This is a genomic window from Kitasatospora sp. NPDC127067 (assembly GCF_042724755.1).
Lineage (GTDB): Bacteria > Actinomycetota > Actinomycetes > Streptomycetales > Streptomycetaceae > Kitasatospora > Kitasatospora lactacystinica.
Genome location: NZ_JBHXEM010000083.1, coordinates 25,288 through 39,633 on the forward strand (window position 1 = coordinate 25,288; position 14,346 = coordinate 39,633).

The window sequence follows — 14,346 nt, forward strand, 5'->3', positions numbered from 1 at the left end:
CCGTTGTCGGTGGCCGCGCCTACGCTCGGGCCGTACTGCTTCCGGGGAGGGTGTGGTGAAGGTGCGCAGGCCGGTCGACGGCGAGGTCCGGGTCCACTACGGACAGATCTACGTGGAGAGCGACCCCGACGGCCCCGGGCCCGATCTGGCGAAGGCGTTCGCGGGCCAGCGTGCGGGGCTCTGCGGCGCGGCCGTCCCCGGGTCGCTCTGGTTGACCACCGGGCTGCACACCGGTGCCGTCGGCTTCACCGTCGAGGTGCACGAGCAGGCCCCGCCGCTGGACCACGAGTGGGAGGACGTGGTCGAGACCTCCTTCCGTCCGGCCACGGACCGGTGCCTGCTGGTGGAATGGGGTGGCGGCACCGTCCGGGAGCTGGACCTGGCGGAGACCGATCACCGGGTGCGCTACTGCGCCCGGGGCATCGACGAGGGGCACCGGCGGGACACCCGGGCGTCCGGTGAACCGCGGGCGGACCGCTACGCGCTCCAGTTCTGGCCCGCCCCGCCCGAGCCGGACCGCGTCCTGCGGCAGACCTCGCGGACAGCGGCGTACTGGCACGACTACGCCCGGCGGCTGCCACCGCCCCCCACGCCCGAGGAACGCGCCGCGGAGGAGCTCCGGTCCCGCCGTGCCCGGGAACGCGCGGAACAGGAGAACCGGGCCGCCGCCGAGTTGTGGGAGTGGGGCGGACGGCGGCCGAGCGAGGCCCTGCGCGAGCTGGCCGGCCAGGTGCGGGGCCTGCTGGAGTTCGACGCACCCCTGCTGCACGCCCTGGACGACGCCGGCCCGCGGGTCCAGCGCTCGGTGGCGCGGTTCGCGGCCCGGCGCGCCTGCACGGCGGCCGGGCTCGCCGGGCTCGACTGGATCGCCGCCGCGCTGACCGCCCTGGACGAGGGGCGCCCGCTGCCGCCGCCCTTCGACGACCCGGCCGGGCCCTGGCAGGCCCTGGCCGACGACCCGCGCGTCCCCGTCCGGACGGTCCGCCGGGCCGTCGCGCCGGAGCGCGAGCCCTTCCGCCCGCCGTACGCGGACCCGAACGCCCCGCGGCCGATGTCCGTGCCCGTGCGGCGGCAGGCGTTCTTCTCCGTGACGGCCCCGGAGCGGCCGGAGCACCCGGAGACATCGGTCGCGGGGACGTTGGTCGCGGTGCCGTCGGTCGCGGGGACGTCGCCGGTCGTCACCCGCACCGCCCGCCTCGGCCCGCTCGACCCCGACCGGCCGCTGTCGCAGCCGCACCTGGCGCTGCCCGCCCTGCTCGGCGCGGCCGGGCCGGACCCGCTGCGGGCCGCGGTCGACGCGGTGTTCGCGGCGGTGGCGACGTACGGCGAGGACCACCGGACGCTGCTGGCGGAGGTCCGGGCGGTGCTGGCGGAGCACCGCTGACCGGCTGCTGCGGTGGGGTGTCGGGGTGGTACCGCGGTACTACGGGCGCGCCGATGATCGGACTCCGGTACCACGGATCGGAGCCGGCTCCGCACGTAGCGTGGTGCACGAGGGCGGCCGGACGGACCGGCCCCGGAGCACAGAGGTGAGCGATGATCGAGGCGCACCGGCTGACGAAGCGGTACGGGGAGAAGACGGCCGTGGACCAGCTGGACTTCACGGTCCGGCCGGGGACGGTGACGGGCTTCCTCGGGCCGAACGGCGCGGGCAAGTCCACCACGATGCGGATGATCGTCGGGCTGGACGCCCCCACCAGCGGTTCGGTGAGGGTCAACGGCCGCCGCTACGCCGAGCACGCGGCGCCGCTCCGAGAGGTCGGCGCGCTGCTGGAGGCCAAGTCGATCCACCCGGGCCGCTCGGCCTTCCACCACCTGATGGCCCAGGCCCACACCCACGGCATCCCGCGCCGACGGGTCGAGGAGGTCATCGGGCTGACCGGGCTGTCGTCGGTGGCCCGCAAGCGCGCCGGGGCGTTCTCGCTCGGCATGGGCCAGCGGCTCGGGATCGCCTCGGCCCTGCTGGGCGACCCGGCCACGGTGATGCTGGACGAGCCGGTCAACGGCCTCGACCCCGAGGGCGTGCTGTGGATCCGCAATCTGCTCACCTCGCTCGCCGCCGAGGGCCGCACCGTCTTCGTCTCCTCGCACCTGATGAGCGAGATGGCCCTGGTCGCCGACCACCTGATCATCGTCGGCCGGGGCCGGCTGCTGGCCGACACGACCGTGCAGGACCTGGTCCGCCAGGCCGGCGGCGACGTGGTCAAGGTGGTCAGCGCCGACCCGGCCCTGCTGCGCACCGCGCTGGCCGGCCCCGGTGTGGAGGTCACCGGCCGGGCGGGCTCGGAGGAACTGCTGGTCAGCGGGCGCACGGCCCGCGAGATCGGCCTGGCCGCCGCCGAGCGGGGCATCGCCCTGTTCGAGCTCACCCCGCGGACGGTCTCCCTGGAGGAGGCGTTCATGGACCTGACCCGCGACGCCGTCGAGTACCACGGCACGACCACCGCCGCCGCCGCCCCCGCCGGCGAGACCCCGAGGAGTGCGGCATGACCACCATCGCACCGAGCCAGATGCCCGCCTCCGGTGACCTGCGGCCCACACACCCCGCGTACCGGGTGACGGCGGTGCGGGTGCTGCGTTCCGAGTGGGCGAAGCTGTGGTCGCTGCGCTCCACGTGGATCACCCTCGGGCTGGCCCTGCTCTTCCTGGTCGGCTTCGGCCTGATCGCCGCCTACCAGTTCAAGTCACGGATGACCTCCGGCCGTCCGATGGACCGGGACTTCGCGAGCGCGAGCACACTGAGCCTCTCCCTGTTCGGCACCAACTTCGCCCAGCTGGCCCTCGGCGTCCTCGGCGTGCTGGTCGCCGCCGGGGAGTACTCGACCGGCATGATCCGCTCGACCCTGGCCGCCGTGCCGCGCCGACTGCCGGTGCTCTGGTCCAAGGCCGCCGTGTACGGGCTGATCGCGCTGGTGCTCGGCACCGTCGGGGTGTTCGCGGTCTTCGTCGCCGACAGCGGCGTCCTCTCCGGCACCCGGGTGGCGATGACCCTCTCCGACGCCGGGGTGGTCCGCGGCCTGCTGGGCGCCGGGCTCTACCTCGCGCTGGTCGGTGTGATCGGCGTCGCGCTCGGCGCGCTGCTGCGCTCGGTGGCCGGCGGCATCGCGGTGCTGGTGGCCACGCTGATGCTGGTCCCCGGGCTGACCTCGCTGCTGCCCAGCTCCTGGCAGAGTCACCTCAGCCCCTACCTGCCCAGCCACGCGGGCGAGGCGATGTTCGCCCTGCACCACGACTCGACCACGCTCTCGCCGACGGTGGGGCTGGCCGTCTTCCTCGGCTGGATGGTTCTCGCCCTCGGCGCGGCGGCCGTGCGGCTGGTGCGCACCGACGCCTGAGAGACTCGGAGCGGAGACGATCCATCGCGGCGCCGGGACCAACCGGCGCCGCACCCACGACTTCGACAGCCCGGCCGACCAGGGAGGTGCCACCGGTGAGCGAGCACGCCACCACCACGAGCCCGTTCGCGGCCGAAGGTGTCCGGGCCGACGACCCCCGGGTCTTCGACCCCCGCGTCGGTTACCCCCGGGCCACCGACGCGGCGGCCGCCGACGTCCTGTCCGGCCACCCGCTGTTCGCCCGCCTGGCCCGGATCGGCCAGCGGCTTCGACAAGGGGACCGCGACCGCCCCTGGGTGCTGGACGCCGCGGTGGTGGCCCTCGCCTTCCTGCTGTTCTGCCTGCCCGACCTCTTTCCCGGTCACGTCGAGGCCGGCGGGCGCGAGCACCGGATCGTGCTCGCCCGGCTGCCGCTGCCGCAGACCCTGGCCCTGCAGGCCGGCCTGGTGCTGCCGCTGCTGTGGCGCCGCCGACGGCCCACGGCGGCCTTCGCCACGATCATGGCCGTCTTCGTCCTGCAGTGGTCGCTGGACGTCGGTCTGCGCGCCGACGCCGCCCTGCTGGTCGCCCTCTACAGCCTGGCGCTGCACGGCCGGCTGCGGCACCTGGCGTGGTCCTGTGCGGCCATGGCGGTGGCCGTCGCGCTGGTCGCGGTGGCCGTCTCCGGTGCTGGGCTGCCGGTCGGCGACGCCCTGTTCTTCCTGTTCAGCGCCGCGACGGCGGCCGTGGCCCTGGGCATCGCGGTGCGCGTCCGGCGCGCCCAACTCGCCGGGCTGCGGGAGCGGGCCGCCCGGCTGGAGATCGAGCGCGACCAGCGCAGCCGGCTGGCCACCGCGACCGAACGTGCCCGGGTGGCCCGGGAGATGCACGACATCGTCGGCCACAACCTGTCCGTCATCGTCACCCTGGCCGACGGCGGCGCGTACGCGGCGCAGGCCAACCCCGAACGCGGCAGGGAGGCCCTGCTACTGATCGGGGACACCAGCCGGCAGGCGCTCGGCGAACTGCGACGGATGCTCGGCGTGCTGCGCGACCAGGGGGACCAGGCCGCCGAGTACACGCCGCAGCCCGGCATCGCCGACCTCGACGGGCTGTGCGCCCGGATCCGCGCCGCCGGGCCTCAGGTGGTGTACACGGCCGCCGGCGCCCTGGACCGACCGGACCGCGGGGTCCAGCTGATGGCCTACCGCATCGTCCAGGAGGCGCTCACCAACGCCCTCAAGCACGCGGGGCCCGAGACCCGCGCCCATGTGACGCTGACCGTCGACGCCGAGCGGCTGCGGATCCGCGTCGAGGACACCGGCCGACCCGGCGGCCCCCGCTGGCACGGTCGCACGGACGGGTACGGCCACGGCCTGGCCGGGATGCGCGAACGCGCGGCCCTGTACGGCGGCACCGTCACGGCTGGTCCCGTCCCCGGTGCAGGATGGACCGTGGAGGCCGTTCTGGACCTCACCCCCGGGCCGGACCCCACTTCCGGCGCGGACCCGACCGGCGCGGGCCCCACCGCGGACCCTGGCCCCGGCGTGGACCCGGGCCCCGGAGCGGACCCGGACCTCACCCCCGACCCGACAGGCGGCCCGACGTGACCACCGTCCTCATCGTGGACGACCAGCCCTTGCAGCGTTACGGCTTCCGGATGCTGCTGGAGAGCCAGCCCGACACCGAGGTGGTCGGCGAGGCGGCCCACGGCGGCGAGGCCGTCCGGCTGGCCGCCGACCTGCGCCCCGACGTCGTCCTGATGGACATCCGGATGCCCGGCATGGACGGGATCGAGGCCACCCGCCGCATCGTCGCGACCGGCGGGCGCTCCCGCATCCTGGTGCTGACCACCTTCGACCTCGACGAGTACGCGCACGCCGCGCTGCGCGCCGGTGCCAGCGGCTTCCTGCTCAAGGACGCCCGTCCGGAGGAACTGCTGGCCGGCATCCGCGCCGTCTCCGGGGGCGACGCCGTGGTCGCCCCCGCGATCACCCGCCGGCTGCTCGACGCCTACGCCCACCGGCTGCCGGTCCGCCCGCCCGGCGCCGAGCCCGTCGCGGATCCGCGGCTGGACGCCCTGACCGATCGCGAGCGCGAGATCCTGGTCGCCATCGCCCACGGCTGGTCCAACAACGAGATCGCCCAGCGCCTGGTGCTGGCGGAGTCGACCGTCAAGACGCACGTCAGCCGGGTGCTGTCGAAGATCGGTGCCAGGGACCGCGTCCAGGCCGTGATCTTCGCCTACGACCGCGGTCTGACCCGCCCCAACCCGCCCGTCTGACCGGCCCGGGGGCCCGGCCCCGCGCCTGGGGGGCCGCCACGGGGCCGACGGGGCCGCTGCCTCATGCGCCCGGGACAACAGGTGGCGCAGACTGCAGAGATCCGGAGGTGCCCGGCGACGAGAGGGCGGACATGGCTGCGGACAGCACACACAGAGCCTGGTGGCGGCCACGGTCCGGTCCGGCGGAGCGGCAGCTGTCCGCGGCCGGGCTGTGCGCGCTCGTCTGCCTGGTGGCCGGCGGTCTGTGGGCCGGGTACGTGGTGAGCCACCTCGGAACGCCCGGGATCTCCACACCCGCCCGCCTCCTACCGGTTCTCGGCTACGGCCTGGCGTCCGTCGCCGGCGGGGTGCTGCTGCACGCCCACCGGCCCGGGAACCAGCTCGGCTGGGTGCTGCTCGTGTACGGGGCGACGCTGATCGTCCCGCTCGCCGCGCAGACCCCGCTGTGGGTGGAGGGGGGCGGCCCCCACGTGGTCGGGGCCGTGGTGGTCCTGGTGTCGGTGGGCTACGCGGTCAGTGCCACCCTGTGGCACGCGCTGCCGCTGTGGTTGCCGAACGGGACGCTGCCGAGCAGGTGGTGGTGGTTCGCGATCGCCGCCGTGGGCCTGTGGAGGCTGGCCCCGGCCGGCTACTCCTTCTCCGACGCCACCGTGTTCGGCCGGCCCAACCCGTTCGCCGGCAGCGCCTTCGCGAACTGGCTGGGGGCGCTCAACGACCGGCTGCTCGACGCCCAGCTCGTGGTGTACGTCGTGCTGACCGTCCTGGTGGTGCTCGTCCCGCTCGCCCGCATCCGCGGGGTGTCGCGGCGTCGCCGGCAGAACGTCCTGATCGCCCTCGGCGTGTACCTGCTGTGGGGCGGAGCCGAACTCGGTTACTTCTTCGACCAGAGCACGCCCTCGTACATCGCGTTCGCCGTCACGTCGGCGCTGTGGACGATCACCCTGGCCGCCGTCGTGGTCCGGGACGGCTCCTGGCGGCTCGACCGGGCGGCTCGGCGGGTCCTGGTCGGCCTGCTGGTGGCCGCCGGGCTGGCGATGGTGTTCGTGGTGGTGGCCTGTCTGCTCTCCACCATGCTGATGCCCGGCCGCGGCCTCGGGGCCCTGGTGGTGGTCGCCGCGGTCTTCCTGCTCGCGATCGGCCTGCCCCGGGGCGTGCGCGGGGCCTCCGGCCTCGTCGACCGCTGGTACTACGGCTCGCGCGCGCAGCCGTACCAGGTGCTGCGCAGTCTCGCCGGGAGGGTCAGCCAGACCGTCGACCCGCAGGAGGTACCGACCGTGCTGTGCCGTACCGTCAGCGACGAACTGCGGCTGCCCGGCGTGGAGTTGACCGTCTCCACGCGCAGTGGCGAACGGCCGCTGGCCGCCGTCGGGGAGCTCTCCGGCAGTGGCGAGGGCTTCCCGCTGGTGCACCGGGGGGACCAGATCGGCCGGCTCACCGTCGCCCCGCGGCAGGGCCAGCGCGTGCTCGACGACAGCGACCGCGACATCCTGCGCTCGCTCGCGGACCAGGCCGCGCCCGCCGTCGCCTCGCTCCAGCTGATGGAGGACCTGCGGGCCAGCCGCGAGCGGATCGTCGCGGCCCGCGAGGAGGAGCGCCGCCAGCTGCGCCGGGACATCCACGACGGCCTCGGCCCGATGCTGGCCGGCCTGCGGCTGCGCCTGCAGGCCGCCGCCGCGGTGGACGACCCGGCGCTCTTCTCCAGCGTGCTGGACCGGGTCGCGGACGACCTCGCCTCGGCGGTCCGGGAGGTCCGGCGGATCACCGACCGGCTCGGGCCCACCGCGCTGGGCGACTACGGCCTGTCCCTGGCGCTGAGCCGCCTCGCCGAGACCTTCAGCGGCCCGGACCTCGCCGTCACCACCAGGCTTGAGCCCGACCCGCTGCCGGCGCTGCCCGCCGCCGTCGAGGTCGCGGTCTACCGGATCACCGCGGAGGCGCTCAACAACGTGCTGCGCCACGCGCAGGCGGCCAGCGCCACGGTGTCCGTCCGGGCGGAGCCCGGGCGGCTGGTGCTCGACGTCGAGGACGACGGGCAGGGCCCGGGCCACGGGCTTCCCGTGCACCCGGGAGTGGGACTGCAGTCGATGTCCGAGCGGGCCGCGGAGATCGGCGGCAGCTGCACCGTGGACGCCCTGCGGCGCGGTACCCGGGTGCACGCGGTGCTCCCGCGCCGACCCGCGGGCCGTTGACGGCGAGCGGCCCGTCCGCAGCCGTCCGGTGCGGTGGGTGCGGCGGGGGCACCGCGTTCACCCGGGGGTCGGCACGTGAATGGGCCCCCGGCGCGACGGGTGACGGCCGGGGGCGGGACGGGAATTCCAGGAAAAGGGGATACGGGGAAGAGGGGGTCAACAGACGTTCGGGGGTGTGCAGCGACCGTGGCTGGTGGCGGTCGTGCCGGAGCTGGGGCGGTGGGGCCGTTCCGCTCCGGGGGCGCTCTCGGCGCCGGAGATCCGGCACCTGCACGCCCTGGCGGCGGCGACGATGCTCACCACGGCGAAGACCGCGGCGGCGCCGGCGGCTGCCAGCGCCATGCCGGCCGTTCTCTCGGTCATGGGGTCCTCCACGGGGTTCCGCAGGCGGGTCCACTTCGACCTGCTCCTCCATGCCACCGCCGGTCCCGCCCCAGCCGCATGGGGCCACGGTCCTGTCCCGGTCCTGTCGTGCGGAAGGGGTGCGCCGGGGGCGGCGCGGGTCCGGGCTCGGGGAGCCTCTTCTCGAAGCGTATCGAGGGGGGAACCCATCGCAACTCGAACACCAGAACGGATCGTGCTGCCGGGGGCGACGCCGGGAACGGGTTCGTTCACTAACATCGACAGTGGGGTCCAGGTGATCTCCGCGACAGGGGAAGTGCTTCACCGTTCGCGCGGCCGGCCCGGGATCTCCCCGGGAACCGCGGCCGAACGCGTGGAGCTACGGGACCGAGGAAAGGCGACTGAAGAAGGTGCGCAACCATGACCGCTGAGACGGACACCGGGCACGGGCCGGTGACGGGCGCCCCGCTGCGGCGGCGCGGCGAGGCGCTGGAGAGCGCCATCTACGAGGCGGTCCTCCAGCAGCTCACCACCGACGGCTACGCCCGGCTGACCATGGAGGGGGTGGCCGCCGCCGCGCAGACCGGCAAGGCCGCGCTCTACCGCCGCTGGTCCTCCAAGGAAGAGCTGGTCAAGGACGCGCTGCGGGCCAGCCTGCCGCCGTCCGGCCCGGCCCCCGACACCGGCAGCCTGCGCGGCGACCTGCTGGAGGTGGTCACCAGGCTGCGCGCCGCGATGGTCAGCGAGATCGGCGCCGCCGTGCGGGCCGTCATGAGCGAGCTCGACCACCAGCGGGCGCACGCCTTCCTGGAGATCGTGCTGGAGCGGGTCGTCCAGCCGACGACCGCACTGATCGCCGAGGTGCTGGACCGCGGCACCACCCGCGGCGAGGTCCGGCCCGGGGCGGTCACCCCGCTGGTCACCGACCTGGTGCCGGCGCTGATGCTGTACCGGATCAAGATGTGCGGCGGGGACGCGGTGCGGCTCGATCCGGCGGAGATCGTGGACGAGCTGCTGCTGCCGATCGTCCGTCCCTGACGGGCACGCGGACCGGGCCGCGAGCCGCTGCTGTCGGCCATCAGGGTTAACGGTCGCCTCGCCTTGCCCGCCTGCTGGCGTGCCTGGTGAAGCGGCCGAGCCTGTTCGCGCTGAAGTGGTGGCACCAGTTCCCACCCCGGCCGGAGAGAAGCCCATGAGAATTTCCCGTACGGTGACCGCCACGGCCGCCGTCGTCGCCCTGGTCACCGTGGTGTGCGGCGGCTGTTCCAGCAGCAAGAAGTCGACCTCCGCGGCAAGCCCGACCTCCGCGGCGACCTCCGCGGCGACCTCCGCGGCGAGCCCCTCCGGCAGTCAGTCCGCAGAAGCGACCCCGACGGGGAGCGCGAGCCCGAGCCCCTCCGCCGGAGCCGGCGGTGCGGCCGCCACGGTCTCGGCAACCACCGTCGGCAAGTACCAGAACATCCTGGTCGACGCCCGAGGCAAGACGCTCTACCTGTTCGAGGCGGACACCTCGCCCACCTCGACCTGCTACGACGCCTGCGCCACCGCCTGGCCCCCCGCCCTGACCACCGGCACCCCCACCGCCACCAACGGCGTCGACCAGGCCAAGCTCTCCACGAGCACCCGCAAGGACGGCACGACCCAGATCGTCTACAACGGCCACCCGCTCTACTACTTCGAGGGCGACACGGCGCAGGGCGACACCAACGGCGAGGAGTCCAGCGCCTTCGGTGCCACGTGGTACGTGGTCAACACCTCGGGCAACAAGGTCGAGGGCGGCTGAGCGGATGAACGGCGTCGAACGGTCGTCCCGCCCTCGGCGGGCCTCCGGCCTCCTGTGGGCATCGCTGCCGGTGGCCGTGACGGCCGGCCTCTTCTGGTACGGCCGGGCGCACACACCCGACTACGCGAGCAGCCTCTTCGGCCGCCGATTCGACGACGCCAACCAGCTCAAGGCCCAGCTCGGCACCGCCCTGCTGGGCCTCGCGCTGGCCCAGCTCCTGCTGGCGCTCTGGATGTACGGCCGGCTGCCCGGCCTGCCCACCGCACCCCGGTCGGTCCGGACCGGGCACCGGCTGGTCGGCCTGGCCGCGTTCCTGCTGTCCCTCCCGATCGCCTACCACTGCCTCACGGCCTACGGCGTGCAGCTGGCGGACAGTCGGATCGCCGTGCACTCGTTCGCCGGATGCTTCCTCTATGGCGCGTTCGTCGCCAAGGTCATCGTGGTCCGCCACCGCCACCGCCGGCTGCCCGGCTGGGCCCTGCCCACGGCAGGCGGCGCCCTGTTCGTCCTGATCGCCCTGCTCTGGTACAGCGCCGCGCTCTGGCGCCTCAACGGCTACCACGTGCCGGGTCTGTGAGCCGTCCCCGGCGGCCCTTGTACCTCCGGACCGCCCCGCCGAGCACCGGCTCGGCGGGGCGAAATGATCAGGACCTCGAATCACCGACAGCGTCCGGGATCCCGTCGGGCGCCGCCCGGGCCCTCGGACGTCCGGGCCCGGACTCCTGCGGGGGCTCAGGCCCCGCTGTGGCGGAGCATGTCCTCGCGCTCGACGACCTTGACCCGCTCGCGCTGCTCGGCCTCGCCGAGCGCGCGCTCGTGGGCGTCCAGCAGCTTCCAGCCCTCCCAGGTGGTGAAGCGGACGCCCTGGGCGCGCAGGTGCTGCTCGACGGCCGCCGGGTCCGGCTCGACGGCGCCGGGCAGGCGGTCGGCGGCGTGGTCGTCCAGCAGGCAGGCGACGGTCTCGTTGGCGTCGCCCTTGGTGTGGCCGATCAGGCCGACCGGGCCGCGCTTGATCCAGCCGGTGACGTACGTGGCGGTGCGGTGCGAGCCGTCGCCGTCCAGGACCCGTCCGGCCTGGTGCGGAACGGTGCCCGAGGCCGGGTCGAAGGGCAGCTTGGGCAGCTCGTCGGAGTAGTAGCCGACCGCGCGGTAGACCGACTGCACGTCCCAGTCGGTGAAGCCGCCGGTGCCGCGCACATTGCCGGTGCCGTCCAGCTCGGTGCGCTCGGTGCGCAGGCCGACCACCCGGCCGTCCTCGCCGAGCACCTCCACCGGGGACTCGAAGAAGTGCAGGTACACCCGGTGCGGGCGGTCGCCGACGTCGCGGATCGCCCAGTTCTCCAGCGTCGAGGCGACCAGGTCCACGTGCTTGACCGAGCGGCGCTCGGCGATCGAGCCCTCGTCGTACTCGATGTCCTCGGGGGCGACGATCACCTCGATCGTGGGGGAGTGGTCCAGCTCGCGCAGCTCCATCGGGCTGAACTTGGCCTGGGCGGGGCCGCGGCGGCCGAAGACGTGCACCTCGACGGCCCGGTTGCGCTTCAGGCCCTCGTACACGTTCGGCGGGATCTCGGTGGGCAGCAGTTCGTCGGCGGTCTTGGCGAGCACCCGGGCGACGTCCAGGGCGACGTTGCCGACGCCGAGGACGGCGACCTTCTCGGCCTCCAGCGGCCAGGTGCGGGGCACGTCCGGGTGGCCGTCGTACCAGGAGACGAAGTCGGCCGCGCCGTAGGAGCCGTCGAGGTGGATGCCGGGTATGTCCAGGGCGCGGTCGGCCGTCGCGCCGGTGGAGAACACCACGGCGTCGTAGAAGCGGTGCAGGTCGTCCAGGGCGAGGTCGTTCGGGTAGTCGACGTTGCCGAACAGCCGGACCTGGGGCTTGTCGAGCACCTGGTTCAGGGCGGTGACGATGCCCTTGATGCGCGGGTGGTCGGGCGCGACCCCGTAGCGGATCAGGCCGAACGGAGCGGGCATCCGCTCGAACAGGTCGATGGAGACACCGGGGTCCTGGGCGGCGTCGGACTTCAGCAGGGCGTCCGCGGCGTAGATGCCGGCGGGGCCGGCTCCGACGATCGCGACTCGGATCGGGCGGGGCATGACGAGTGGTCCTCCGGTCGGGCGCGATGCAACAAAGGTTAGCCGAACCTTTGTAGCAAACCCTACGGATGACCTGCGAAGTAGGCGGTGGTGATCTATGGGGGCATAGGCCCGGCCTATGCCCCGGGGTCGGCGGCCCGGGCAGCGGCGGCCTCGAAGAAGCGCAGCAGCTCCACCGGGAACGGCAGCACCAGCGTCGAGTTCTTCTCCGCCGCGACCTCGACCACGGTCTGGAGCAGCCGCAGCTGCATCGCCGCCGGGGTCTCGCTCATCCTGCTCGCCGCCTCGGCGAGCTTGGTGGCGGCCTGGAACTCGCCGTCGGCGGTGATGATCCGGGCCCGGCGCTCACGGTCCGCCTCGGCCTGGCGGGCCATCGAACGCTTCATCGAGTCCGGCAGGCTGACGTCCTTGATCTCCACCCGGTCGATCTGCACGCCCCAGCCGGTGGCCGGGCTCTCCAGCATCACCTCCAGCCCCTGGTGGAGGTTCTCCCGGCCGGACAGCAGGTCGTCCAGCTCGCTCTTGCCGATGACGGAGCGCAGCGAGGTCTGGGCGACCTGGAGCATGGCGAAGGAGTAGTTCTGGACGTCCACGGTGGCCCTGACCGGGTCCACCACCCGGAAGTACAGGACCGCGTCGACGCTCACCGAGACGTTGTCCTTGGTGATGCCCTCCTGCGCCGGAACCGGCATGGTGACGACCTGGACGTTGACCTTGCGCATCCGGTCCAGCAGCGGCAGCAGCAGACTCACACCCGGCTGGCGGACCTGCCCGCTCACCCGGCCGAGCCGGAACACCACACCGCGCTCGTACTGCTGGACCACCCGCACACCGGTCGCCAGCCAGAGCAGGAGCACCACGGCGACGATCACGACAACTGCCACGATTCCGGCCTCCCCCGTCGCGGCACGGCCGGGCCGGGGACCGGAGTGGCCCCGTCGCCCGGTGCGAGCCGCGCTGGCCAGTATGCGCTCGGGCCGGGGCGGTGGACAGCGTCGTGCGCGGGTATTCCGACGGAGCGTCGGCGGGGCGGGTGCCGCGGGCCGAAGTGAGCCCTACCGGCAGGCTGTTCGGGCCGGTAGCGTCGCCGGGTGACCACGACGATCGACTCCGCGACGGGCTCCGGCTGCGCCCGGCCGCCATTGCTGACGCGGGCACTGCTGCTGCGCTTCGTCTCCCTGCTCGGCACCTCCATCGGGTTCAACCTGCTGCTCTCCGCCGTGCCGCTGTACGCCCAGGAGTCCGGCGGCGGCGAGCACGCGGCGGGCCTGGCCACCGGCGCGCTGATGCTGGCCACCGTGGTCGGCGAACTGGCCACCCCGTGGCTGACCGCGCGCTTCGGCTACCGCCCGGTGCTGGCGGCCGGGTTGGTGCTGCTCGGCGCGCCCACGCCGGTCCTGGCGTGGACCGGGGGCATGGCGGCGGTGGTGACGGTCTGTCTGCTGCGCGGGCTCGGCTTCGCGGTCGCGCTGGTGGCGGGCGGGGCGCTGACCGCCGCGCTGATCCCGGCCGAGCGGCGCGGGGAGGGACTCGCGCTGGTCGGCCTGGTCTCCGGGCTGCCCGCCCTGGCCTGCCTGCCGCTCGGCGTCTGGCTGGGCCAGCACCTCGGCTGGGGCTGGGTGTTCGCGATCGGGGCGGCGGCGCCGCTGGCCGCCGTCGCCTCCGTCCCGGCGCTGCCGGACCGCACCCGGGCCGGCGGGCCGACGGTGGGGGTGTGGGAGGGGCTGCGCAGCGGCGCGCTGCTGCGGCCGGCCGCGGTGTTCGGCGCGACGGCGCTGGCGGCCGGGATCCTGGTCACCTTCCTGCCGCTCGCCGTGCCGTCCGCCGCCGCCGTCGCGGTGGCGCTGCTGGTCCAGCCCGGCGCCGCGACGCTGACCCGCTGGCTGGCCGGGCGGTACGGGGACCGCCGGGGCTCGGCCGGGCTGGTGCTGCCCGCGCTGCTGGTCTCGGCGGCCGGGGTGCTGCTGCTGGCCGCCACGGGCAGCCCGGTCGCGGTGGTGGCCGGGGCCGCGGTGTTCGGCGCGGGGTTCGGCGTCGCGCAGAACGCGACGCTGGCGCTGATGTACGCGCGGGTGCCGCCGGCCGGCTACGGCACCGTGACGGCGCTGTGGAACGTCGCGTACGACGGCGGGATGGGGATCGGCGCGGTCGCCTTCGGGGCGGTCGCGGGCGGGACGGGCTACCCGTGGGCGTTCGTGCTCACGGCGGCGGTGATGCTCGCCGCGCTCGCCCCGGCCCGGTGGGACCGCCGCCGGGCCGGGGGGAGCGCCCCACCCCGCCGCTGAACGGCCCGGTCCCTGTCTCTTATACACAACAGTAGCGTCCGACGATTTTGGG

General features: G+C 74.5%; 13 protein-coding genes. 10 read left to right on the plus strand and 3 right to left on the minus strand.

Features of this window, described 5'->3' with window-relative positions:
• The first annotated feature begins 55 nt into the window (after positions 1–55).
• From ACFWJ4_RS27935 to ACFWJ4_RS27960, 6 genes are all read left to right on the plus strand, one after another.
• Positions 56–1,384, plus strand: a complete 1,329-nt coding sequence (locus tag ACFWJ4_RS27935) for a hypothetical protein (protein ID WP_380548383.1) — start codon at positions 56–58, stop codon at positions 1,382–1,384.
• A gap of 152 nt (positions 1,385–1,536) precedes the next feature.
• Positions 1,537–2,490 (plus strand): ATP-binding cassette domain-containing protein, encoded by a 954-nt coding sequence (locus ACFWJ4_RS27940; protein ID WP_380548386.1) that lies wholly within the window; start codon positions 1,537–1,539, stop codon positions 2,488–2,490.
• Entirely contained in the window at positions 2,487–3,335 is an 849-nt protein-coding gene (locus ACFWJ4_RS27945) for an ABC transporter permease (RefSeq protein ID WP_380548388.1), read from the plus strand. Before ACFWJ4_RS27940 ends, ACFWJ4_RS27945 begins: the two co-directional genes overlap by 4 nt.
• Before the next feature lie 218 nt (positions 3,336–3,553).
• Entirely contained in the window at positions 3,554–4,924 is a 1,371-nt protein-coding gene (locus tag ACFWJ4_RS27950; RefSeq protein ID WP_380548412.1) for a sensor histidine kinase, read from the plus strand.
• On the plus strand, positions 4,921–5,598 hold the full coding sequence (locus ACFWJ4_RS27955) for a response regulator transcription factor (protein WP_359898427.1): 678 nt from the start codon (positions 4,921–4,923) through the stop codon (positions 5,596–5,598). Before ACFWJ4_RS27950 ends, ACFWJ4_RS27955 begins: the two co-directional genes overlap by 4 nt.
• Positions 5,599–5,729: 131 nt before the next feature.
• A complete protein-coding gene (locus ACFWJ4_RS27960) occupies positions 5,730–7,787 on the plus strand; it encodes a histidine kinase (RefSeq protein WP_380548391.1) in 2,058 nt (685 codons plus the stop codon).
• 156 nt (positions 7,788–7,943) lie between these two features.
• On the opposite strand, the gene ACFWJ4_RS27965 is transcribed toward ACFWJ4_RS27960, so the two are convergent.
• Positions 7,944–8,150 carry a hypothetical protein gene (locus tag ACFWJ4_RS27965; RefSeq protein WP_380548394.1) on the minus strand — a complete coding sequence of 69 codons (207 nt, stop codon included), beginning with the start codon at positions 8,148–8,150 and terminating at the stop codon, positions 7,944–7,946.
• A gap of 399 nt (positions 8,151–8,549) precedes the next feature.
• Here ACFWJ4_RS27965 and ACFWJ4_RS27970 point away from each other — a divergent pair, with 399 nt between their 5' ends.
• The 3 genes from ACFWJ4_RS27970 to ACFWJ4_RS27980 all read left to right on the plus strand — a co-directional run bounded on the left by ACFWJ4_RS27970 (position 8,550) and on the right by ACFWJ4_RS27980 (position 10,489).
• The gene (locus ACFWJ4_RS27970) at positions 8,550–9,167 is read left to right on the plus strand and encodes a TetR-like C-terminal domain-containing protein (RefSeq protein WP_359898430.1); all 618 of its coding nucleotides are present in this window, start codon (positions 8,550–8,552) and stop codon (positions 9,165–9,167) included.
• 154 nt (positions 9,168–9,321) lie between these two features.
• The gene (locus ACFWJ4_RS27975) at positions 9,322–9,912 is read left to right on the plus strand and encodes a hypothetical protein (RefSeq protein ID WP_380548397.1); all 591 of its coding nucleotides are present in this window, start codon (positions 9,322–9,324) and stop codon (positions 9,910–9,912) included.
• Between the two features lie 4 nt (positions 9,913–9,916).
• Positions 9,917–10,489 (plus strand): DUF6529 family protein, encoded by a 573-nt coding sequence (locus ACFWJ4_RS27980; RefSeq protein ID WP_380548400.1) that lies wholly within the window; start codon positions 9,917–9,919, stop codon positions 10,487–10,489.
• A 155-nt stretch (positions 10,490–10,644) separates the two neighbouring features.
• Here ACFWJ4_RS27980 and ACFWJ4_RS27985 read toward each other — a convergent pair whose 3' ends face one another.
• Positions 10,645–12,009 carry an FAD-dependent oxidoreductase gene (locus tag ACFWJ4_RS27985; RefSeq protein ID WP_380548403.1) on the minus strand — a complete coding sequence of 455 codons (1,365 nt, stop codon included), beginning with the start codon at positions 12,007–12,009 and terminating at the stop codon, positions 10,645–10,647.
• Between the two features lie 116 nt (positions 12,010–12,125).
• Positions 12,126–12,893 carry a slipin family protein gene (locus ACFWJ4_RS27990; RefSeq protein ID WP_380548406.1) on the minus strand — a complete coding sequence of 256 codons (768 nt, stop codon included), beginning with the start codon at positions 12,891–12,893 and terminating at the stop codon, positions 12,126–12,128.
• A gap of 207 nt (positions 12,894–13,100) precedes the next feature.
• Here ACFWJ4_RS27990 and ACFWJ4_RS27995 point away from each other — a divergent pair, with 207 nt between their 5' ends.
• On the plus strand, positions 13,101–14,294 hold the full coding sequence (locus tag ACFWJ4_RS27995; protein ID WP_380548409.1) for an MFS transporter: 1,194 nt from the start codon (positions 13,101–13,103) through the stop codon (positions 14,292–14,294).
• Positions 14,295–14,346 lie beyond the last annotated feature (52 nt).

Excerpts from the sequence above, each read along its gene's own strand:
- ACFWJ4_RS27940 (WP_380548386.1), top strand. The coding sequence starts at position 1,537 with ATGATCGAGGCGCACCGGCTGACGAAGCGGTACGGGGAGAAGACGGCC.
- ACFWJ4_RS27945 (WP_380548388.1), top strand. The coding sequence starts at position 2,487 with ATGACCACCATCGCACCGAGCCAGATGCCCGCCTCCGGTGACCTGCGG.
- ACFWJ4_RS27960 (WP_380548391.1), top strand. The coding sequence starts at position 5,730 with ATGGCTGCGGACAGCACACACAGAGCCTGGTGGCGGCCACGGTCCGGT.
- ACFWJ4_RS27965 (WP_380548394.1), bottom strand. The coding sequence starts at position 8,150 with ATGACCGAGAGAACGGCCGGCATGGCGCTGGCAGCCGCCGGCGCCGCC.
- ACFWJ4_RS27970 (WP_359898430.1), top strand. The coding sequence starts at position 8,550 with ATGACCGCTGAGACGGACACCGGGCACGGGCCGGTGACGGGCGCCCCG.
- ACFWJ4_RS27975 (WP_380548397.1), top strand. The coding sequence starts at position 9,322 with ATGAGAATTTCCCGTACGGTGACCGCCACGGCCGCCGTCGTCGCCCTG.
- ACFWJ4_RS27980 (WP_380548400.1), top strand. The coding sequence starts at position 9,917 with ATGAACGGCGTCGAACGGTCGTCCCGCCCTCGGCGGGCCTCCGGCCTC.
- ACFWJ4_RS27985 (WP_380548403.1), bottom strand. The coding sequence starts at position 12,009 with ATGCCCCGCCCGATCCGAGTCGCGATCGTCGGAGCCGGCCCCGCCGGC.